The sequence below is a fragment of the Plasticicumulans lactativorans genome, from assembly GCF_004341245.1.
Classification (GTDB): domain Bacteria; phylum Pseudomonadota; class Gammaproteobacteria; order Competibacterales; family Competibacteraceae; genus Plasticicumulans_A; species Plasticicumulans_A lactativorans.
In genome coordinates this window covers 107,415-123,122 of record NZ_SLWY01000008.1, presented here as the reverse complement: position 1 = coordinate 123,122, position 15,708 = coordinate 107,415, and the positions used below count along the sequence as shown (strand labels likewise).

Sequence of the window (15,708 nt, the reverse complement as noted above, 5' to 3'; positions counted from 1 at the left end):
CGCTGCGCTCAGCGGTACTCGAAGCCGACGGGGTCGGCGTCGGGGTCGGTGAGCGAGCTGCCGAAGCCGATGCGGCCGCGACCGCGCAGCGGCAGCTCCTCGTGGCGCAGGAACACCTCGGATTCACCGTCGACCCGGACGAAGCTGCCGTTGGTGCTCTGGTCGACCAGCACGCACTTGCTGCCGCGCCACTCGATGCGGGCGTGCTGGCGCGAGGCCTTGCGGTCGGCGATCACCACGTCGTTGCCGGGCTGGCGGCCGAGCGTCAGCTGCCGCTGCGCGGCGTCGAGCTGCCAGACCCGGCCGCGGTAGCTGACGACGCAGCACGGCGCCGCCGCCACCGGCAGCGTGACGATCTGCGTCAGCGTGGTGAGTTCGGGGTTTTCCTGCCACAGCAGTTCGAACAGGTGCACCGACACCGCCTTGCCCTTGACCGCGAACTGGTCGAGGTCACGCGCCGGCGGGCGCTGCGCCGGGGCGATGGCGTCGACGGTCTGCCGGCTGGCGAGGATCTGCCCGGCCTTGGCCAGGCCGACGATGCGCGCGGCGGTGTTGACGGTGTCGCCGAAGACGTCGTCGTGATCCTCGATGGCGTTGCCGAAGTGGCAGCCGATGCGGATCGCGAGCTTCACCGCGGCCACCGCCGGCAGCTCGGTGGTGCGCCGCTGCATCTCCACCGCCGCGCGGCAGGCGGCCTCGGCGCAGGTGAACACCGCCATCACCTCGTCGCCGATGGTCTTGACCACGCGCCCGTGCTGCGCGGCGATCGCCGCGTCGAGGCAGCCGATGCAGCGCTCCAGCGCCAGCAGCGCCGCGGCATCACCGAGGCGCTCGTACAACTGCGTGCTGCCCGCCACGTCGGCGAACAGCACCGCCACCTCGCGTTCGACGCCACTCATCACACCCGGCCCCCCGCCACCGTGGCGAGAGTGTAAGCGAGCGCGCGCCGCTCAGTGCGCCGGACGGCGGCGGCGCAGCGCCACCGCGAGGCCACTCGCGGCGATCAGCGCCATGCCGGTGAACGACACCGCGTCGGGCAGCGTGCCGAACAGCTGCCAGCCGATCAGCGTCGCCACGACGATCTGGCCGTAGGTGTAGGGCGCCACGGTGGCCGGCGAGATGTGGCCGAAGGCGAGGATCAGCAGCTGGTGGCCGCCGTAGCCGACCAGCCCGAGCAGCACCATCAGCCCCGCGTGCGCCGGCGTCGGCGTGGTCCACACCGCCGGCAGCAGCAGGCTGGCGAGCGCGGTGCCGACCAGCCCGGTGATGAAGTTGCTGGTCAGCGGGCTCTCGCTGCCGGCGAAGGTGCGGGTCAGGATCTGGTAGAGGCTGTTGCAGAGCGCGGCGGCGAGCGGCAGCAGCACCGCCGGCGTCAGCAGCGCGCCGCCCGGGCGCACCACCACCAGCACGCCGGCGAAGCCCGCCAGCACCGCGAGCCAGCCGACGGCGTCGACCTTCTCGCCGAGCAGCGGCACCGACAGCGCCGTCACCAGCAGCGGCGTCAGGTAGATGATCGCCGTCGCCTCGGCGAGCGGGATGTGCTGCAGGCCGCTCATGAACAGCGCGGTGACGGCGAGCAGCAGCCCGGCGCGCAGCACCTGCAGCACCGGGCGCCGGGTATGCAGCAGCGCCGCCCCGCGGCGCGGCGCGAACACTGCGAGCATCAGCACCAGGTGCACCGCGTAGCGCGCCCACACCACCATCGGCACCGGGTAGTACTGCGACAGGTACTTCGCGGTGCTGTCGAGGACGGCGAAGCAGAGCACGGCGAGCAGGGTCAGGGCGAGTCCGAGCAGCGGACGGGGGCGGGCGGAACCGGGGGACATCGGGAAACCTGTGGCGGGCGCGGCGGGCGGCCGTCCATGGTAGCCGGCGTCGGCCGCCGTCGGCTGCGGCTACGGCGTTGAGGTGCGAGACGGTGTTGCATGGCCCGGGGGCGGCCGACCCGGCGGCGCGGTCGCCGTGCCGGCCGCCCCCCCGGCGCCCGGCCATCCAGGCCGGGACGCACGGGCCACTGCTCGTAGGCGGGAACTCAGCTCCCGCGGTAGGTGGTGTAACTCCACGGCGAGCATAGCAGGGGCACGTGGTAATGCTCCTCGGCCTCGAAGATCGCGAACTCCAGCGTGACCTTGTCGAGGAAGGGCGGGTTGGACTGCTCGGCGCCGTTCGTCGCGAAGTACTCGGCGACGTGGAACACGAGCTGGTAGCGGCCGATCGCCGCGGCGCCCTCGACCGGCAGCAGCGGGGTGTCGACGCGGCCCTCGGCGTTGGTGCTGACGGTCTTGTCGAGCACGTAGCGCTCGCCGTCGCGCTTCAGGAAGTCGATGCGCATGCCGCCGCCCGGGCGGCCGTTGTAGGTGTCGAGCACGTGGGTGGTGAGGCGGCTCTTCGGCGCGCCGTCGGCGGCCTGGGCGGCCGGGGCGAGCGCGAGCGTGGCCAGGGCGGCGCCGGCGGCGAGCATGTCGCGGCGGCTGAAGCCGGTGGAGGTGTCGGTGGTCATGTCGTCTTGTCTCCTCGCGGGGCGGGCCGGCGGCGTCCGCCGCCGGCCGCGGGGCGGATGTCAGCTGCCGCGGTAGGTCGAGTAGCTCCACGGGGTGACCAGCACCGGGATGTGGAAGGCCTCGCGCGCGTACACGGTGAAGCGGATCGGCACCTGGCGCAGGAACGGTGGCTCGGACTGGCGCACGCCCTGCGCGGCGTAGTAGTCGCCGAGGTGCAGCAGCAGCTCGTACTCGCCCGGCACCAGGTCGTCGCCGACGAGCACGGGCTCGGCGGTGCGGCCGTTGGCCTGGGTCTGCACCGTCTTCACGGCGTGCGCGCCGCTGCCGTCGAGGCGGGAGAGGTCGATGCGCATCCCGGCCGCCGGGCGGCCGCGGTGCACGTCGAGCACGTGCAGCGTCAGCCGCGGCGGCTTGGCGGCGGTGTCCGCGCCCGCCGGCGCGGCGGCGCCGATCGCAGCCACCGCGAGGCCGGCGGCACCGGCGGCGAGGAAGCCGCGCCGGTCGAGCTTCAGGGAGGTGTCGCCCATCGTGGTGTCCTCCTCAGGCGGCCAAGTCGCGCTGGGCGGCGGCGAACAGCGCCCGCAGCCGGAAGCCGGTGATGGCGTAGATCTGCTCGTGCGCGGTGCGGAACTCGGCTTCGGTGTCGTTGGTCAGCCGGCGCTCGAACTCGAACAGGATGCCGTCCTTGGTGTAGTGGCGTACGCAGGCGATGAACGGGAAACCGTGGCGTGCGCGGTAGGCGGCGTTGAGCTCGCCGATGCGCGCCAGTTCCGTCGCGCTCAGCGCGTCGAGCCCGGCGCGCGCCTGCTCGCGGGTCGAGTCCTGCGTCATCGTGCCGGTCTGCGCCTCGCGCCCGGCGAGGTCGGGGTGCGCGGCGAGCAGCGCGATGCGCTGCGCGCGGTCGCGGCTCTCCACCGCGGCGATCATCGCCCGGTGGATCGCCTCGGCGCTGTCGAAGGGGCGCGCTTCCCAGGCGAGCTCGGCCACCCAAGGCGAGTGCTCGAAGATGTGGCCGAAGGTCTGCACGAACTCGGCGCGGTCCATGCGGTTGATACGGTCGAGGTTGAGAGGGGATGGGTTCATCGGGTTCGTCTCCGCGGGGGAATGCCGTCGTCGTCTGGCGGTGTCCGCGGGGCGTGCGTCCCGCGGATCCGGTTTGGCCTGGGCTTATTAGCGCTTGCCGTCGATCCCGCTGCCGCGGCGCGGGATGAAGTACAGCAGGAACACCGTCGCCAAAGCCTCGATGATCGCGACCGCATACAGCCCGGGCGACATCTGACCGGTGCTGGTCTTGATCAACCCCATTGCATACGGCGCACCGAAGCCGGCGAGGTTGGCCACCGAGTTGATCAGCGCGATGCCGGCCGCCGCCGCGCTGCCCGACAGGAAGTAGTTGGGCACCTGCCAGAACACCGGGATCGCGCTCATCGTGCCGACGATCGCGAGCGTCAGCGCCAGCAGCGACAGCAGCGGGCTGTGCGGGATCATCGTGCCGAGCGTCGCCATCGCCACCGCGCCGAGCAGCGCGGCCAGGCCGCAGTGGTAGCGCGCTTCCTTGTGGCGGTCGGACGAGAAGCCGTTGAGGATCATGCCGGCCGCGCCGCACAGGTAGGCACCGGCCATGATCCAGCCGACCGCGACCGGGCTCGCGAAGCCGACTTCCTTGACCACCGACGGGCCGAAGAAGGTCAGCGTCGAGTTGGCGGCGATGATGCAGAAGTAGATCAGGATCAACTGCCAGACCTTGGGGTCGCGCAGGGCGGCCAGGATGCTGTGCTCGCGGTGGCCGAGCGCGGCCTGGTCCTTGCTCAGCTCTTCGGCGACCAGGCGCTTCTCGTCGGCATTCAGCCAGTGCGCGTGCTCGGGCTTGTCGGTCAGGTAGAACCAGGTGACGAAGCCGGCGATCACCGACGGAATGCCTTCGATCAGGAACACCCACTGCCAGCCGGACCAGCCGTTGACGCCGTTGAGCGAGGTCATGATCCAGCCGGCCAGCGGCCCGCCGATCACCCCGGCCAGCGCCGACGCCGACATGAACATGCCGAAGGCCTTGGCGCGGCGGTCGGTCGGGTACCAGTAGGTCAGGAACAGGATGATGCCGGGATAGAAGCCGGCCTCGAACACGCCGAGCAGGAAGCGCAGGAAATAGAACACTTCCGGCGTCCTGACGAACATCATCAGCATCGAGGTGATACCCCAGCCGATGGTGATGCGCATGATCGTCTTCTTCGCGCCGATCTTCTCCAGGAGCAGATTGCTCGGCACCTCGAAGAGGAAGTAGCCGAGGAAGAAGATGCCGGCGCCGAGGCCGTAGACCGCTTCGCTGAATTTCAGATCGTCGAGCATCTGCAGTTTCGCGAAACCGATGTTGACGCGGTCGAGCCAGGCAAGAATCCACAGGATCGCCAGGAACGGTATCAGTCGCAGCGTGATCTTCTTGTAGACGCTGTCGACCGCCGCCTGTCGCGGGGGTGCCAGTTCCCCCGCCATCGTCGTTGCATTCGCACTCATCGGTATCTCTTCTCCACTGCTGATAGTCGCTGCCGGGTAGCTCGGGGCGCCATTCGTGTCTGTCGCATTTCTCGTAAAACCACCACGCTGCCGGTATCGCGGCGCCTGCATTAACCGGCTGGCGTGTGTGGGACGAGTATCCGGAAGCCCCCGGCGGGCGACTACGGGGCGTCTGTTATAGTCCCTATCAGGAAATCCCAAGTCCGGCCCCGCCGGTGCGGGCGTAGCCATCCGCGGTGGTCGCGCATGAACACGGACGGCGTCGCGACCGCCGCCCGGACCGTCGGGGGGCGGCATGGGCCGGGCCAGCGATCCACTCGACACCTACCTGCTGCGCGTGCTCTGCACGCTGCTCGCCGAGCGCAGCGTGTCGCGCACCGCGATCCGCCTGAACCAGTCGCAGCCGGCGATCAGCGCCGCGCTGAAGCGCCTGCGCGAGATCTTCAACGACCAGTTGCTGGTGCGCGGGCGCGACGGCCTGGTGCCGACCGAGCGCGCCGCGGAACTGCGCGAGCCGGCGCGCCTGGCGCTGGGCGAGATCGAGCGCCTGTTCGTCCAGCGCGAGCATTTCGAGCCCGCCTCGACCCAGCAGACCTTCCGCATCGGTTCGCCGGATTTCCTCGCCGCGTCGTTCCTCGCCCATCTCGCCGTCTCGGTGCGCCGGCAGGCGCCGCACGCCCGCGTGGTCGTGCAGTCGCTCGGCCCCGATCTGGATTACGAGCAGGCACTGGCCACCGGCGGACTCGACATCGTCATCGGCAACTGGCCCGAACCGCCCGAGGGGCTGCGTCTGTCGCTGCTGCTCGAGGATGAACTGGTCTGCGTGATGGGCGCCGACAATCCGCTGGCGCGGACCGAATTGAGCGTCGACGCCTATCTGCAGGCGCCGCATATCGCCCCGATGCCCTATTCCGTGGCACAGCGTGGCGTGGTCGAAACCCACCTGGCCTCGCTGCGCCTCGAACGCAACGTGCGCATGGTGCTGCCGTTCTTCGCGCAATCACCGTACCTGTTGCCGGGCACCGACCTGATCTTCACCACCGCGCGGCATTTCGCCGAGCATTACGCGGCGCTGCTGCCGCTGGTGATCCGGCCGACACCGCTCGACTTCCCGCGCATGCGCTTCTATCAGCTCTGGCACGACCGCACCCATTACTCGGCGAGCCACCGCTGGCTGCGCGGCCTGCTCGGCGAGGCGGGCGACCGGCTGCGGGCGCAACGCCCGCCCGCGCGCGGCTGAGCGGCTGCAGTCTGCGCGTTGACGCTGTCCGAGCGCCGCTATAGTGTCGACCGGCGCGCCGGCCGGCGCCCTGAAATCATCAAAATACAATGCAGATCAACGCTATGCAGGTCTTGAATCCGGCTGTGATCGACGACATCGGCCGCGGGCGGCCGATACGGCTCAACATCGGCTGCGGGGACACCGGGCGCACCGGCTTCTACGGGGTCGACATCCGCGCTGGCAAGGGCGTCGACATCGTCGCCGATCTCAACGCAGGGCTCACCGAGCTACCCGACGATTGCGTCGAAGAGGTGTATTCGTCGCACACGCTGGAACATATCGACAATCTGCCGGGCCTGATGCAGGAACTGCACCGCCTGGTCCGCCATGACGGGCAACTGGAAATCATCGTCCCGCACTTCTCCAATCCGAACGGCTATTCCGATCCCACGCACGTGCGCTTCTTCGGTCTGTTCTCAATGAACTATTTCGCCGATCCGGCCGACCAGGTGGGGCGCAACGTGCCCAACTACTGGCCGGGCGCGCGCTTTCGCGTCGAGGATGCCAGCATCCGCTTCTGGACCGCGCAGCCCAGGGGAATCCTGGAGCGGTTGGTGAACCATTCGTGGTTCACCCGACGCGTCTACGAGCGCTTCCTGTGCTGGATGGTGCCGGCGCGGGAAGTTCGCTTCCTGCTGCGCACCAAGAAGGTCGGCGCCGCCGGATGAACCCGGCCAGATGGCGCGCGGGTGGCGGCCGACGCTGCATCCGCGGCGTGACAGCGGCGGGAGAACGATGAACGGGCGCCGCCTGCTGCCGTTCCTGAACTGGCCGCGGCCGAGCGTGGCGGGCCTGCTCGCCGACGCCGGCGCCGGCATCGCCGTCGGCCTGGTGCTGATCCCGCAGGCCCTCGCCTACGCCAGGCTCGCCGGCATGCCGGCGCCGACCGGGCTGTACGCGGCGCTGCTGCCGGGCATCGTCGGCGTGCTGTGGGGCTCCTCGCCGCTGCTCGCCGCCGGCCCGGTGGCGCTGACCAGCCTGCTCACCTTCGGCGCGCTGCAGCCCTTCGCGGTGCCGGGCACGGTCGAATGGGTCGGGGTCGCCGTCTGGCTCGCGCTCTACGCCGGCCTGATCCAGTTCGGGCTGGGTGCGCTGCGCCTGGGGGCGATCGCCAACCTGGTGTCGGGGCCGACCATCACCGGCTTCATCAACGCCGCGGCGCTGATCATCGTCGCCTCGCAGCTGCCGGCGCTGCTCGGCCTGCCGTCGGGGCTCGACACCAGCTGGCCGGCGCGCACGCTCACCGTGCTCGCCGAGCGCCCGCTGGCGACCGCGGGCAGCGCCGCCTTCGGCCTCGGCGCGGTGCTGCTGCTGTTCGCGCTGCGGCGCTACCGGCCGCGCCAGCCGGGCGTGCTCTACGTCTGCGTGCTGGGCATCGTCGTCAGCCACTACGGCGGCTTCGCCGAACTCGGCGGCAGCGTGGTGGGGCCGGTCGGCGGCGGCCTGCCCGAGTTCGCACTGCCGCCAGCACTCGACTTCGAGCAGCATCGCGCGCTGCTGCCGGCAGCGCTGATCGTCGCGCTGGTGAGCTTCACCGAGGCGATGTCGAGCGCCCGCACGCTCGCCCGCAAGCGCGGCGAACGCTGGGACGAGGACCAGGAACTGATCGGCCAGGGGCTGGCGAAGATCGCCAGCGGCCTGTCGGGCGCCTTCCCGGTCAGCGGCTCGTTCTCGCGCTCGGCGCTCAACCTCTACGCCGGTGCGCGCAGCGGCTGGTCGGCGCTGTTCGCCTCGCTGTGCGTGCTGCTGTGCCTGCTGTGGGGGATGGACTACCTGCAGCCGCTGCCGCAGGCGGTGCTGGCGGCGGTGATCATCGTCCCGGTGCTCGGCCTGGTGGACGTCGCCGCGATGCGCCGGCTGTGGCGGATCTCGCCCGACGACGGCCTGGTCGCCGCGATCGCCTTCGCCGCCACGCTGTTCTCGGTGCCGCACCTGCACTGGGGCGTGTTCGCCGGCTTCATGGCGAGCATGATCGCCTCGCTCTACCGGCGCAGCCAGCCGCGCATCGTCGAGCTCGGCATGCTGCCCGACGGCCGCCTGCGCGAGCGCAGCCGCTACGGCCTGGGGCCGATCGCCCCCGACCTGCTCGCGGTGCGCCCCGACACGGCCATCGTCTACGTCACCGCAGCACTGATCGAGGACTTCATCCTCGACCGCCTGCATGCCGGCGTGCGGCACGTGCTGCTGGTCGGCAGCGCCGTCAACGACCTCGACGCCACCGGCCTCGACATGCTGCTGCAACTGCGCGCCAACCTCGCCGAGCGCGGCGTCACGCTGTACCTGTGCGCGCTCAAGCGCCCGGTGTGGGAGCTGCTCGAACACGCCGGCGCCGCCGACGTGTTCGGCCGCCGGCAATGCTTCCGCACCGAACGCGAGGCCATCACCGCGCTGCGTGCCGGCCCGGCGCGGAGTGATGGTCATGGGGCGTGAGGTGGTGGTTGTCGTGCTTTGGCGGGATCGGTTGCAGAGAGTGGTTGGCCGTGAAGACTCGGAGTGAGGAACCGAGAATTTCTCGCCGGATCGGTCAAGCGGCTGGAATACATCGATCTGGGCTCCATATAGCAGGTGACGGTGTTTCAATCCTCAGCCGTTTAATCGAGCGGCTGGAATGCCGGCCGTCTTGGCGATCGGCGCGACGCGGCAGTTTCAATCCTCAGCCGCTCAATCGAGCGGCTGGAATACGGAGAAGGTACGCAAGGACTCGGCGAGGGACGGTTTCAACCCTCAGCCGCTCAATCGAGCGGCTGGAATTCCGTTTTTACGGGCGATGTTGCGCGAACTAAAGGTTTCAACCCTCAGCCGCTCAATCGAGCGGCTGGAATGGCTTGTGCCGCAGGCACCGACGCGCGCGTATGGTCGTTTCAATCCTCAGCCGCTCAATCGAGCGGCTGGAATGCCCTGATGGCGCGCTGGGCGTTCTCCGCCCCGCTGTTTCAATCCGCAGCCGCTCAATCGAGCGGCTGGAATGTCCACAACCGAGCCAGCGAGCTAGGCGTGTCTCGTTTCAATCCGCAGCCGCTCAATCGAGCGGCTGGAATGCGACGGTTCCGTGCCCGAGGTGCAGCGGGACCGGTTTCAATCCGCAGCCGCTCAATCGAGCGGCTGGAATGCAGGTCGGCCCGCGACGGATGCCGGCGCCACTTGTTTCAATCCGCAGCCGCTCAATCGAGCGGCTGGAATCACATGGCCACACTGAGCCCGCCATCCGTCGTGGTTTCAATCCGCAGCCGCTCAATCGAGCGGCTGGAATGCGGCCGTCGACGATGACGCCCAGGCCATCGCCGCGTTTCAATCCTCAGCCGCTCAATCGAGCGGCTGGAATCGACGCAGTCGCGCGAGGGGGGCACCGGCACGCCGTTTCAATCCTCAGCCGCTCAATCGAGCGGCTGGAATGCCGCCCGGGGGTTGTGGGCGGCGAAGTGCACGAGTTTCAATCCTCAGCCGCTCAATCGAGCGGCTGGAATGATCTTGTAGGTGATCACGTCGTTCGAGAACAGCGTTTCAATCCTCAGCCGCTCAATCGAGCGGCTGGAATACGATCGGCCTTTCTGCGCCGCCACCCAGCCGCAGTTTCAATCCTCAGCCGCTCAATCGAGCGGCTGGAATGCAGGGTGTCGGGGTCGAAGGGTTCGCCGCGGCGGTTTCAATCCTCAGCCGCTCAATCGAGCGGCTGGAATGAGGCCTGGGGTCTGCTCGAAGGCGGGCGCACCGTTTCAATCCTCAGCCGCTCAATCGAGCGGCTGGAATGCCGACGTCGCGGCCCGCGGCGACCAGCCCGGCGTTTCAATCCTCAGCCGCTCAATCGAGCGGCTGGAATGTGAGCTGGGCGCTGACGCCCCGGCCCAAGACGGAGTTTCAATCCTCAGCCGCTCAATCGAGCGGCTGGAATACGCTGAGTGAGCCGCTGTGGTACGCGATGATTTCGTTTCAATCCTCAGCCGCTCAATCGAGCGGCTGGAATCTGCCGACGACGTGGCAAAAGACCCAGCCGACCCAGTTTCAATCCTCAGCCGCTCAATCGAGCGGCTGGAATGGCGGTCCTCCGATTGCAGCCGGGTCGCGTACTTGTTTCAATCCTCAGCCGCTCAATCGAGCGGCTGGAATGGTACGGCGACCTGGTCGTCGAGCCGATCAAGCAGTTTCAATCCTCAGCCGCTCAATCGAGCGGCTGGAATGTCTGGCCAGCGCTGATGCCGTCAACGGCGGCGATGTTTCAATCCTCAGCCGCTCAATCGAGCGGCTGGAATACAAGTGCCGCCTTTTGCTCGTGTCGCCTAAGAGGTTTCAATCCTCAGCCGCTCAATCGAGCGGCTGGAATCCCGCGTCGGAGCCGGCCGCCCTGCCGCCTCCGGTTTCAATCCTCAGCCGCTCAATCGAGCGGCTGGAATCGATCAGCGCCTTGCGCAGCCCGAAGCGGTAGAGGTTTCAATCCTCAGCCGCTCAATCGAGCGGCTGGAATGATGTGGCGGATCTTGTAGGTCACCTGGTCGTTGCTGTTTCAATCCTCAGCCGCTCAATCGAGCGGCTGGAATGCCCAGCGGGTGGTGTCGCGGGCGGTCAACTCCGGGTTTCAATCCTCAGCCGCTCAATCGAGCGGCTGGAATACGGCGTCACCAAAGACACGGTGGTCGATGGACTGTTTCAATCCTCAGCCGCTCAATCGAGCGGCTGGAATGCATCCCCAAGCCGTGGAGCATGGGCGAGCTCGAGTTTCAATCCTCAGCCGCTCAATCGAGCGGCTGGAATACGGCGCATAGCCGCAGCCGTTGCGAGCCGATGGTTTCAATCCTCAGCCGCTCAATCGAGCGGCTGGAATGCCAGGCCGGCGGCCCCTGTCTTCGCGCCGATCCCGTTTCAATCCTCAGCCGCTCAATCGAGCGGCTGGAATACGGTTGATCGGCCTGGATCGCAGAGGACCAGTCGTTTCAACCCTCAGCCGCTCAATCGAGCGGCTGGAATGTGACCTTGGCCGCGAGCAACCGCCCGCGGCCCTTGTTTCAACCCTCAGCCGCTCAATCGAGCGGCTGGAATGCGGCACCCAGTCCCCCGGCTGGCTCACCCCGAACGTTTCAACCCTCAGCCGCTCAATCGAGCGGCTGGAATCCCGTGACCAGCCGCGCCCGAAAGGCCGTGACGGTGTTTCAACCCTCAGCCGCTCAATCGAGCGGCTGGAATGCAGCCGGAACAGGTGGCTGAACGGCGCATCGCCGTTTCAACCCTCAGCCGCTCAATCGAGCGGCTGGAATTTTGGTTCCGTGGCGAATTTGTGGCGCGTTATTTGTTTCAACCCTCAGCCGCTCAATCGAGCGGCTGGAATCCTGCTCGGCCGCCGCGGAGCCCTGCATATCGCAGTTTCAACCCTCAGCCGCTCAATCGAGCGGCTGGAATACTTTCAGCAACAATCGCGTCATGATGCCGACGTTGTTTCAACCCTCAGCCGCTCAATCGAGCGGCTGGAATATTTGAATAACTTTGAAGTGGAGACGATTTATTTGGTTTCAACCCTCAGCCGCTCAATCGAGCGGCTGGAATGTATGGCCCGAATGGCAGTCTGCCGGACGCATTGAGTTTCAACCCTCAGCCGCTCAATCGAGCGGCTGGAATCGTTTCCGTTGGGCGTTGTCATTCGTAGTACCTCGTTTCAACCCTCAGCCGCTCAATCGAGCGGCTGGAATAATGTTTCAAGCATGTTCACCAATTTCTCGCACTGTTTCAACCCTCAGCCGCTCAATCGAGCGGCTGGAATTGGGAGGCATTTTTCACCGACCATTACCGGTACCAGTTTCAACCCTCAGCCGCTCAATCGAGCGGCTGGAATCCGCCGCCCCGGCGCTGGGCCGCGCCCCGGCGTAGTTTCAACCCTCAGCCGCTCAATCGAGCGGCTGGAATATTGAGCGCGCGCCGCGCTGGCGTGATGTTGCCGACGTTTCAACCCTCAGCCGCTCAATCGAGCGGCTGGAATCCGCCGATGCCCAGGAGGTAGACAGAGACCAGAAGTTTCAACCCTCAGCCGCTCAATCGAGCGGCTGGAATCCTTGACGCGCTCGAGCAGGATCGCCTGATCGGCGTTTCAACCCTCAGCCGCTCAATCGAGCGGCTGGAATGACACGCACCGACCTCGTGCCACCGACGCTTTGCCGTTTCAACCCTCAGCCGCTCAATCGAGCGGCTGGAATACGCAGGAGGCGGTCGGCAAAAACATCGGCATGTCGTTTCAACCCTCAGCCGCTCAATCGAGCGGCTGGAATTGTTGTCGTTGCTCGTGTGCGCCGTGTCGTTGCCAGTTTCAACCCTCAGCCGCTCAATCGAGCGGCTGGAATGTCGGTGCTGCGGCATCGGCCCCCCGGAAACGAAAGTTTCAACCCTCAGCCGCTCAATCGAGCGGCTGGAATCCCGGGAGCGCCGTGGCTGGCCGGCGCCAACGAAGTTTCAACCCTCAGCCGCTCAATCGAGCGGCTGGAATGGCCTGAGCGCCACGGGGGGCACCCGCCCCGCCCAGTTTCAACCCTCAGCCGCTCAATCGAGCGGCTGGAATGTCGCTCTCGCGCTGTTCGGCGCCGCCGCGCATGGTTTCAACCCTCAGCCGCTCAATCGAGCGGCTGGAATGCCAGTGCGTCGGCGTGGCGGCCTGGGCCTGCTGGTTTCAACCCTCAGCCGCTCAATCGAGCGGCTGGAATACGGCGTGCCGGTGGCCGGATCGGCCTCGGCGGCGTTTCAACCCTCAGCCGCTCAATCGAGCGGCTGGAATGATCTGCATCACCGCACCGGTGCGGGGGTGGTAGGCGTTTCAACCCTCAGCCGCTCAATCGAGCGGCTGGAATGACACGTCGCGCGCGCTGAAGCCGCTGATTTTCCAGTTTCAACCCTCAGCCGCTCAATCGAGCGGCTGGAATTGGTGATATTTGGATGCAAGCTGCGGCGCATCAAAGTTTCAACCCTCAGCCGCTCAATCGAGCGGCTGGAATGACCGCCGCCGCGCCGGATGGTCAGTGAGTGGGCGGTTTCAACCCTCAGCCGCTCAATCGAGCGGCTGGAATTCTCGGCGGTCAAGGATGGTCGTCCGGTCGTCACGTTTCAACCCTCAGCCGCTCAATCGAGCGGCTGGAATTTCGTGGCGCTTCGGAAGGTGCCATCAAGCACAAGTTTCAACCCTCAGCCGCTCAATCGAGCGGCTGGAATAACCGTCGCCGGCCTTGTAGCTCACCACATCACCGTTTCAACCCTCAGCCGCTCAATCGAGCGGCTGGAATGGCATTGCGCCAAGTGTGTGATCGTGGGGCAGGTGGCGCTTGGTTTGCGCGAACCGGTCAGGGGTGGTAGGGGGGTGCAGGGCCGGGAGGAGGGTGGACAAGAATATGTTCCTGATTTTGAAAGAGTTGGTGTCCGCGCGAACTTGGCGGGGTTTTCGCCCTCGCTAGGGGTTCGCGGGAGGAAGTCTAGATCGTCAAGGGACCGTCGAAATCGACGGAGCGGAATTTTCCGTATTCTTTGATGTTCTTTTCCAGTGGTTCACGCAAGCGGTAAAGCCTCAGATTGTCCTCGCCGAGGTCGATTTCCCTGAGCAGGGCGCGTTCCAGGGCTTCGTAGCGGGTTTGATCGACCTGGCATTCGAACACCGATTTCTGTACGCGCTGGCCGTAGTTCAGGCAGATCTTCGCGACACGTCGCAGGCGACGGCGGCCGGCCGGTGTTTCGGTTGAAACGTCATAGGACACCAGGATCAGCATCGTCCCTCCTCAGCGGTGCAGATACGGAACGTAGCTTTCCATGTCGCCACGCAGGGCCCGCGCGAACAGCCGGGCCTGGAGATGCGGCAGCAGGCCGATGGGCACGGCCTGTCCCAGCAGGGGGTGTGCGATCTCCTCCTGCTTGCGCTGCTGGTAGGCGACGATGACGTTGCGCCGGGCGTCGTCACGCAGGTACACGGCCCCGCCGGGGCGGAACTCGAAATCCCGCTCGGCGAGCTGCCCGCGATTGACGAGCGTGACGGCCAGGCGATCCGCGAGCGTGGCGCGGAATTCTTCCACCAGGTCCAGCGCGAGCGCCGGCCGGCCGGGGCGAACCACGTGCAGGTAGCCGAGTTGCGGATCGAGCCCGACGCCTTCGAGCGCCGAGCGGCAGTCGTGGGTCAGCAGCGTGTAGAGGAATGAGATCAGGGCGTTGAAGCGGTCCAGTGGCGGTCGGCGGCTGCGCCCGTCGATACCGAAGGCCGGGCGGCGATCGTGCCGGATCAGGCGGCTGCACACGCCGAAGTAGACCCGGGCGGAGTCGCCCTCGAGCCCTCGCAGGGTATCCGCGTCGCCGGCCTCGGGCACCCGCCGCAGGTGCCCGGCGATCAGCCTGGCCGCCTGGCGCAGCGCTGCGGCGTCTTCGGCGTCGGCGGCATCGCGGGCGCCGCGCAGCAGCACCTGGCGGGAGTTGCGCAGCTTGCCGGCGACGCAGGCGCGTGCGAGTTCGAGCGTGCGCCCGGGGTCGGACGCCGCGGCGTGCTGCGCCTGCCGCAGCAGGATGTTGCCGCTGACGGCGCCTTCGAGGCGCGCCTTGAAGCGGCCGTTGCGGTCGAGCAGCACCACGCCGCGCCCGTCGTCGGCACACCGGTGCAGCAGCGCGGGGCTGATGAGCACGTCGCCGAAGGTGACGAGCCCGCCGAGGTGGTGCAGCGGCACCTGCAGCTTCTTCTCGCGCTCGATCTCGACCACCAGCGTGTCGCCTTCCAGGCGCACGTAGGCGTGCGGCGTGGTGACGTAGAGCGTGTTCAGGAACTGGCGCATTCGTCGTCTCCTCCGGCGCCGTAGAGCTCCGCGCGCAGGTCGCGCAGCCGGGCCTTGGCGGCGACGGCCGCGGGCTGGCAGATGTCGAACAGCGAGCAATGCCGGCAGCGGTCGTCGTTGGCCGGTGCCGGCAGTTCGCCGGCGGCGATCAGCGCCCGCACCGCGGCGCTCACGCGCGCGACCTCCTCACGCAGCGCGGGGGTGATCGGCACCTCGCGCCGCCGCCGCGAGCCGTGGTGGAAGATCGCCCCCGCCGGCACGTCGCGGCCGGTCATCTCCTCCAGGCACAGCGCCTGTGCCGCCAGTTGCAGGTCGTCGTGCTCGCGCGGCCGCCGCGGGCCGTGCTTGTACTCGACCGGGTACGGCGTGCCGTCGGCACGGAACTCGACCACGTCGGCACGGCCGCTGAGCCCGAGGCGGCGCGAGTACAACGGCAGGGCGCGCTCCACGCGCCCGCCGTCCTCCTGCCGCGACTCGGGGGTGTCGACCTGGGCGTGCACCGCCTTGCCGCGCTCGGTGTAGAGGTTTTCGCTCCAGGCCTGCTCGACGTGGATCAGCGCGCACTGGCGGGGGCAGTAGCTGTAGTGCTGCAGGGCCGAGATCGGGACGACGCCGTCGTCCTCGTCCTCCGAGGCCCGCACCG

Annotated in this window: 12 protein-coding genes and 1 CRISPR repeat array; of the genes, 3 read left to right on the top strand and 9 right to left on the bottom strand. The window is 67.7% G+C overall.

Translation table 11 applies throughout. The annotated features are described in order from the left end of the window. Window positions 1-8 precede the first annotated feature (8 nt). From EV699_RS08425 to EV699_RS08400, 6 genes are all read right to left on the bottom strand, one after another. Entirely contained in the window at window positions 9-899 is an 891-nt protein-coding gene (locus EV699_RS08425; RefSeq protein WP_243662600.1) for an adenylate/guanylate cyclase domain-containing protein, read from the bottom strand. A gap of 51 nt (window positions 900-950) precedes the next feature. Continuing rightward, window positions 951-1,826: a DMT family transporter gene (locus EV699_RS08420; protein ID WP_132541467.1), complete on the bottom strand. Its 876-nt coding sequence runs from the start codon at window positions 1,824-1,826 to the stop codon at window positions 951-953. Between the two features lie 206 nt (window positions 1,827-2,032). Beyond that, window positions 2,033-2,461, bottom strand: a complete 429-nt coding sequence (gene uraH / locus EV699_RS08415) for a hydroxyisourate hydrolase (RefSeq protein WP_132541662.1) — start codon at window positions 2,459-2,461, stop codon at window positions 2,033-2,035. 99 nt (window positions 2,462-2,560) lie between these two features. Next, a complete protein-coding gene (gene uraH / locus EV699_RS08410; protein ID WP_132541464.1) occupies window positions 2,561-3,028 on the bottom strand; it encodes a hydroxyisourate hydrolase in 468 nt (155 codons plus the stop codon). Window positions 3,029-3,041: 13 nt separating this feature from the next. Then, window positions 3,042-3,584 (bottom strand): 2-oxo-4-hydroxy-4-carboxy-5-ureidoimidazoline decarboxylase, encoded by a 543-nt coding sequence (uraD, locus tag EV699_RS08405; protein ID WP_132541461.1) that lies wholly within the window; start codon window positions 3,582-3,584, stop codon window positions 3,042-3,044. Window positions 3,585-3,671: 87 nt separating this feature from the next. Next, entirely contained in the window at window positions 3,672-5,012 is a 1,341-nt protein-coding gene (locus EV699_RS08400) for an MFS transporter (RefSeq protein WP_243662598.1), read from the bottom strand. 295 nt (window positions 5,013-5,307) lie between these two features. On the opposite strand from EV699_RS08400, the gene EV699_RS08395 reads away from it, so the two are divergent. The 3 genes from EV699_RS08395 (at window position 5,308) to EV699_RS08385 (ending at window position 8,724) form a co-directional block, all read left to right on the top strand. Continuing rightward, window positions 5,308-6,252 (top strand): LysR family transcriptional regulator, encoded by a 945-nt coding sequence (locus EV699_RS08395; protein ID WP_132541458.1) that lies wholly within the window; start codon window positions 5,308-5,310, stop codon window positions 6,250-6,252. Window positions 6,253-6,377: 125 nt separating this feature from the next. Further along, window positions 6,378-6,962 carry a class I SAM-dependent methyltransferase gene (locus tag EV699_RS08390; RefSeq protein WP_165904080.1) on the top strand — a complete coding sequence of 195 codons (585 nt, stop codon included), beginning with the start codon at window positions 6,378-6,380 and terminating at the stop codon, window positions 6,960-6,962. Window positions 6,963-7,029: 67 nt separating this feature from the next. Beyond that, window positions 7,030-8,724, top strand: coding sequence for a SulP family inorganic anion transporter (locus EV699_RS08385; protein ID WP_132541452.1), 1,695 nt, complete (start codon window positions 7,030-7,032; stop codon window positions 8,722-8,724). Window positions 8,725-8,867: 143 nt separating this feature from the next. Next, a CRISPR array of direct repeats spans window positions 8,868-13,544; the repeat unit is 37 nt; unit sequence GTTTCAACCCTCAGCCGCTCAATCGAGCGGCTGGAAT. A gap of 186 nt (window positions 13,545-13,730) precedes the next feature. Here the strand turns inward: EV699_RS08385 and cas2 are convergent. The 3 genes from cas2 to cas4 are packed head-to-tail and all read right to left on the bottom strand — an operon-like array spanning window position 13,731 to window position 15,706. Continuing rightward, window positions 13,731-14,021: a CRISPR-associated endonuclease Cas2 gene (gene cas2 / locus EV699_RS08380; RefSeq protein WP_132541449.1), complete on the bottom strand. Its 291-nt coding sequence runs from the start codon at window positions 14,019-14,021 to the stop codon at window positions 13,731-13,733. 9 nt (window positions 14,022-14,030) lie between these two features. Then, window positions 14,031-15,065, bottom strand: coding sequence for a type I-C CRISPR-associated endonuclease Cas1c (gene cas1c, locus EV699_RS08375; RefSeq protein ID WP_132541446.1), 1,035 nt, complete (start codon window positions 15,063-15,065; stop codon window positions 14,031-14,033). Further along, window positions 15,050-15,706, bottom strand: coding sequence for a CRISPR-associated protein Cas4 (gene cas4, locus EV699_RS08370; protein ID WP_132541443.1), 657 nt, complete (start codon window positions 15,704-15,706; stop codon window positions 15,050-15,052). The genes cas1c and cas4 overlap by 16 nt, the downstream gene beginning before the upstream one ends. Window positions 15,707-15,708 lie beyond the last annotated feature (2 nt).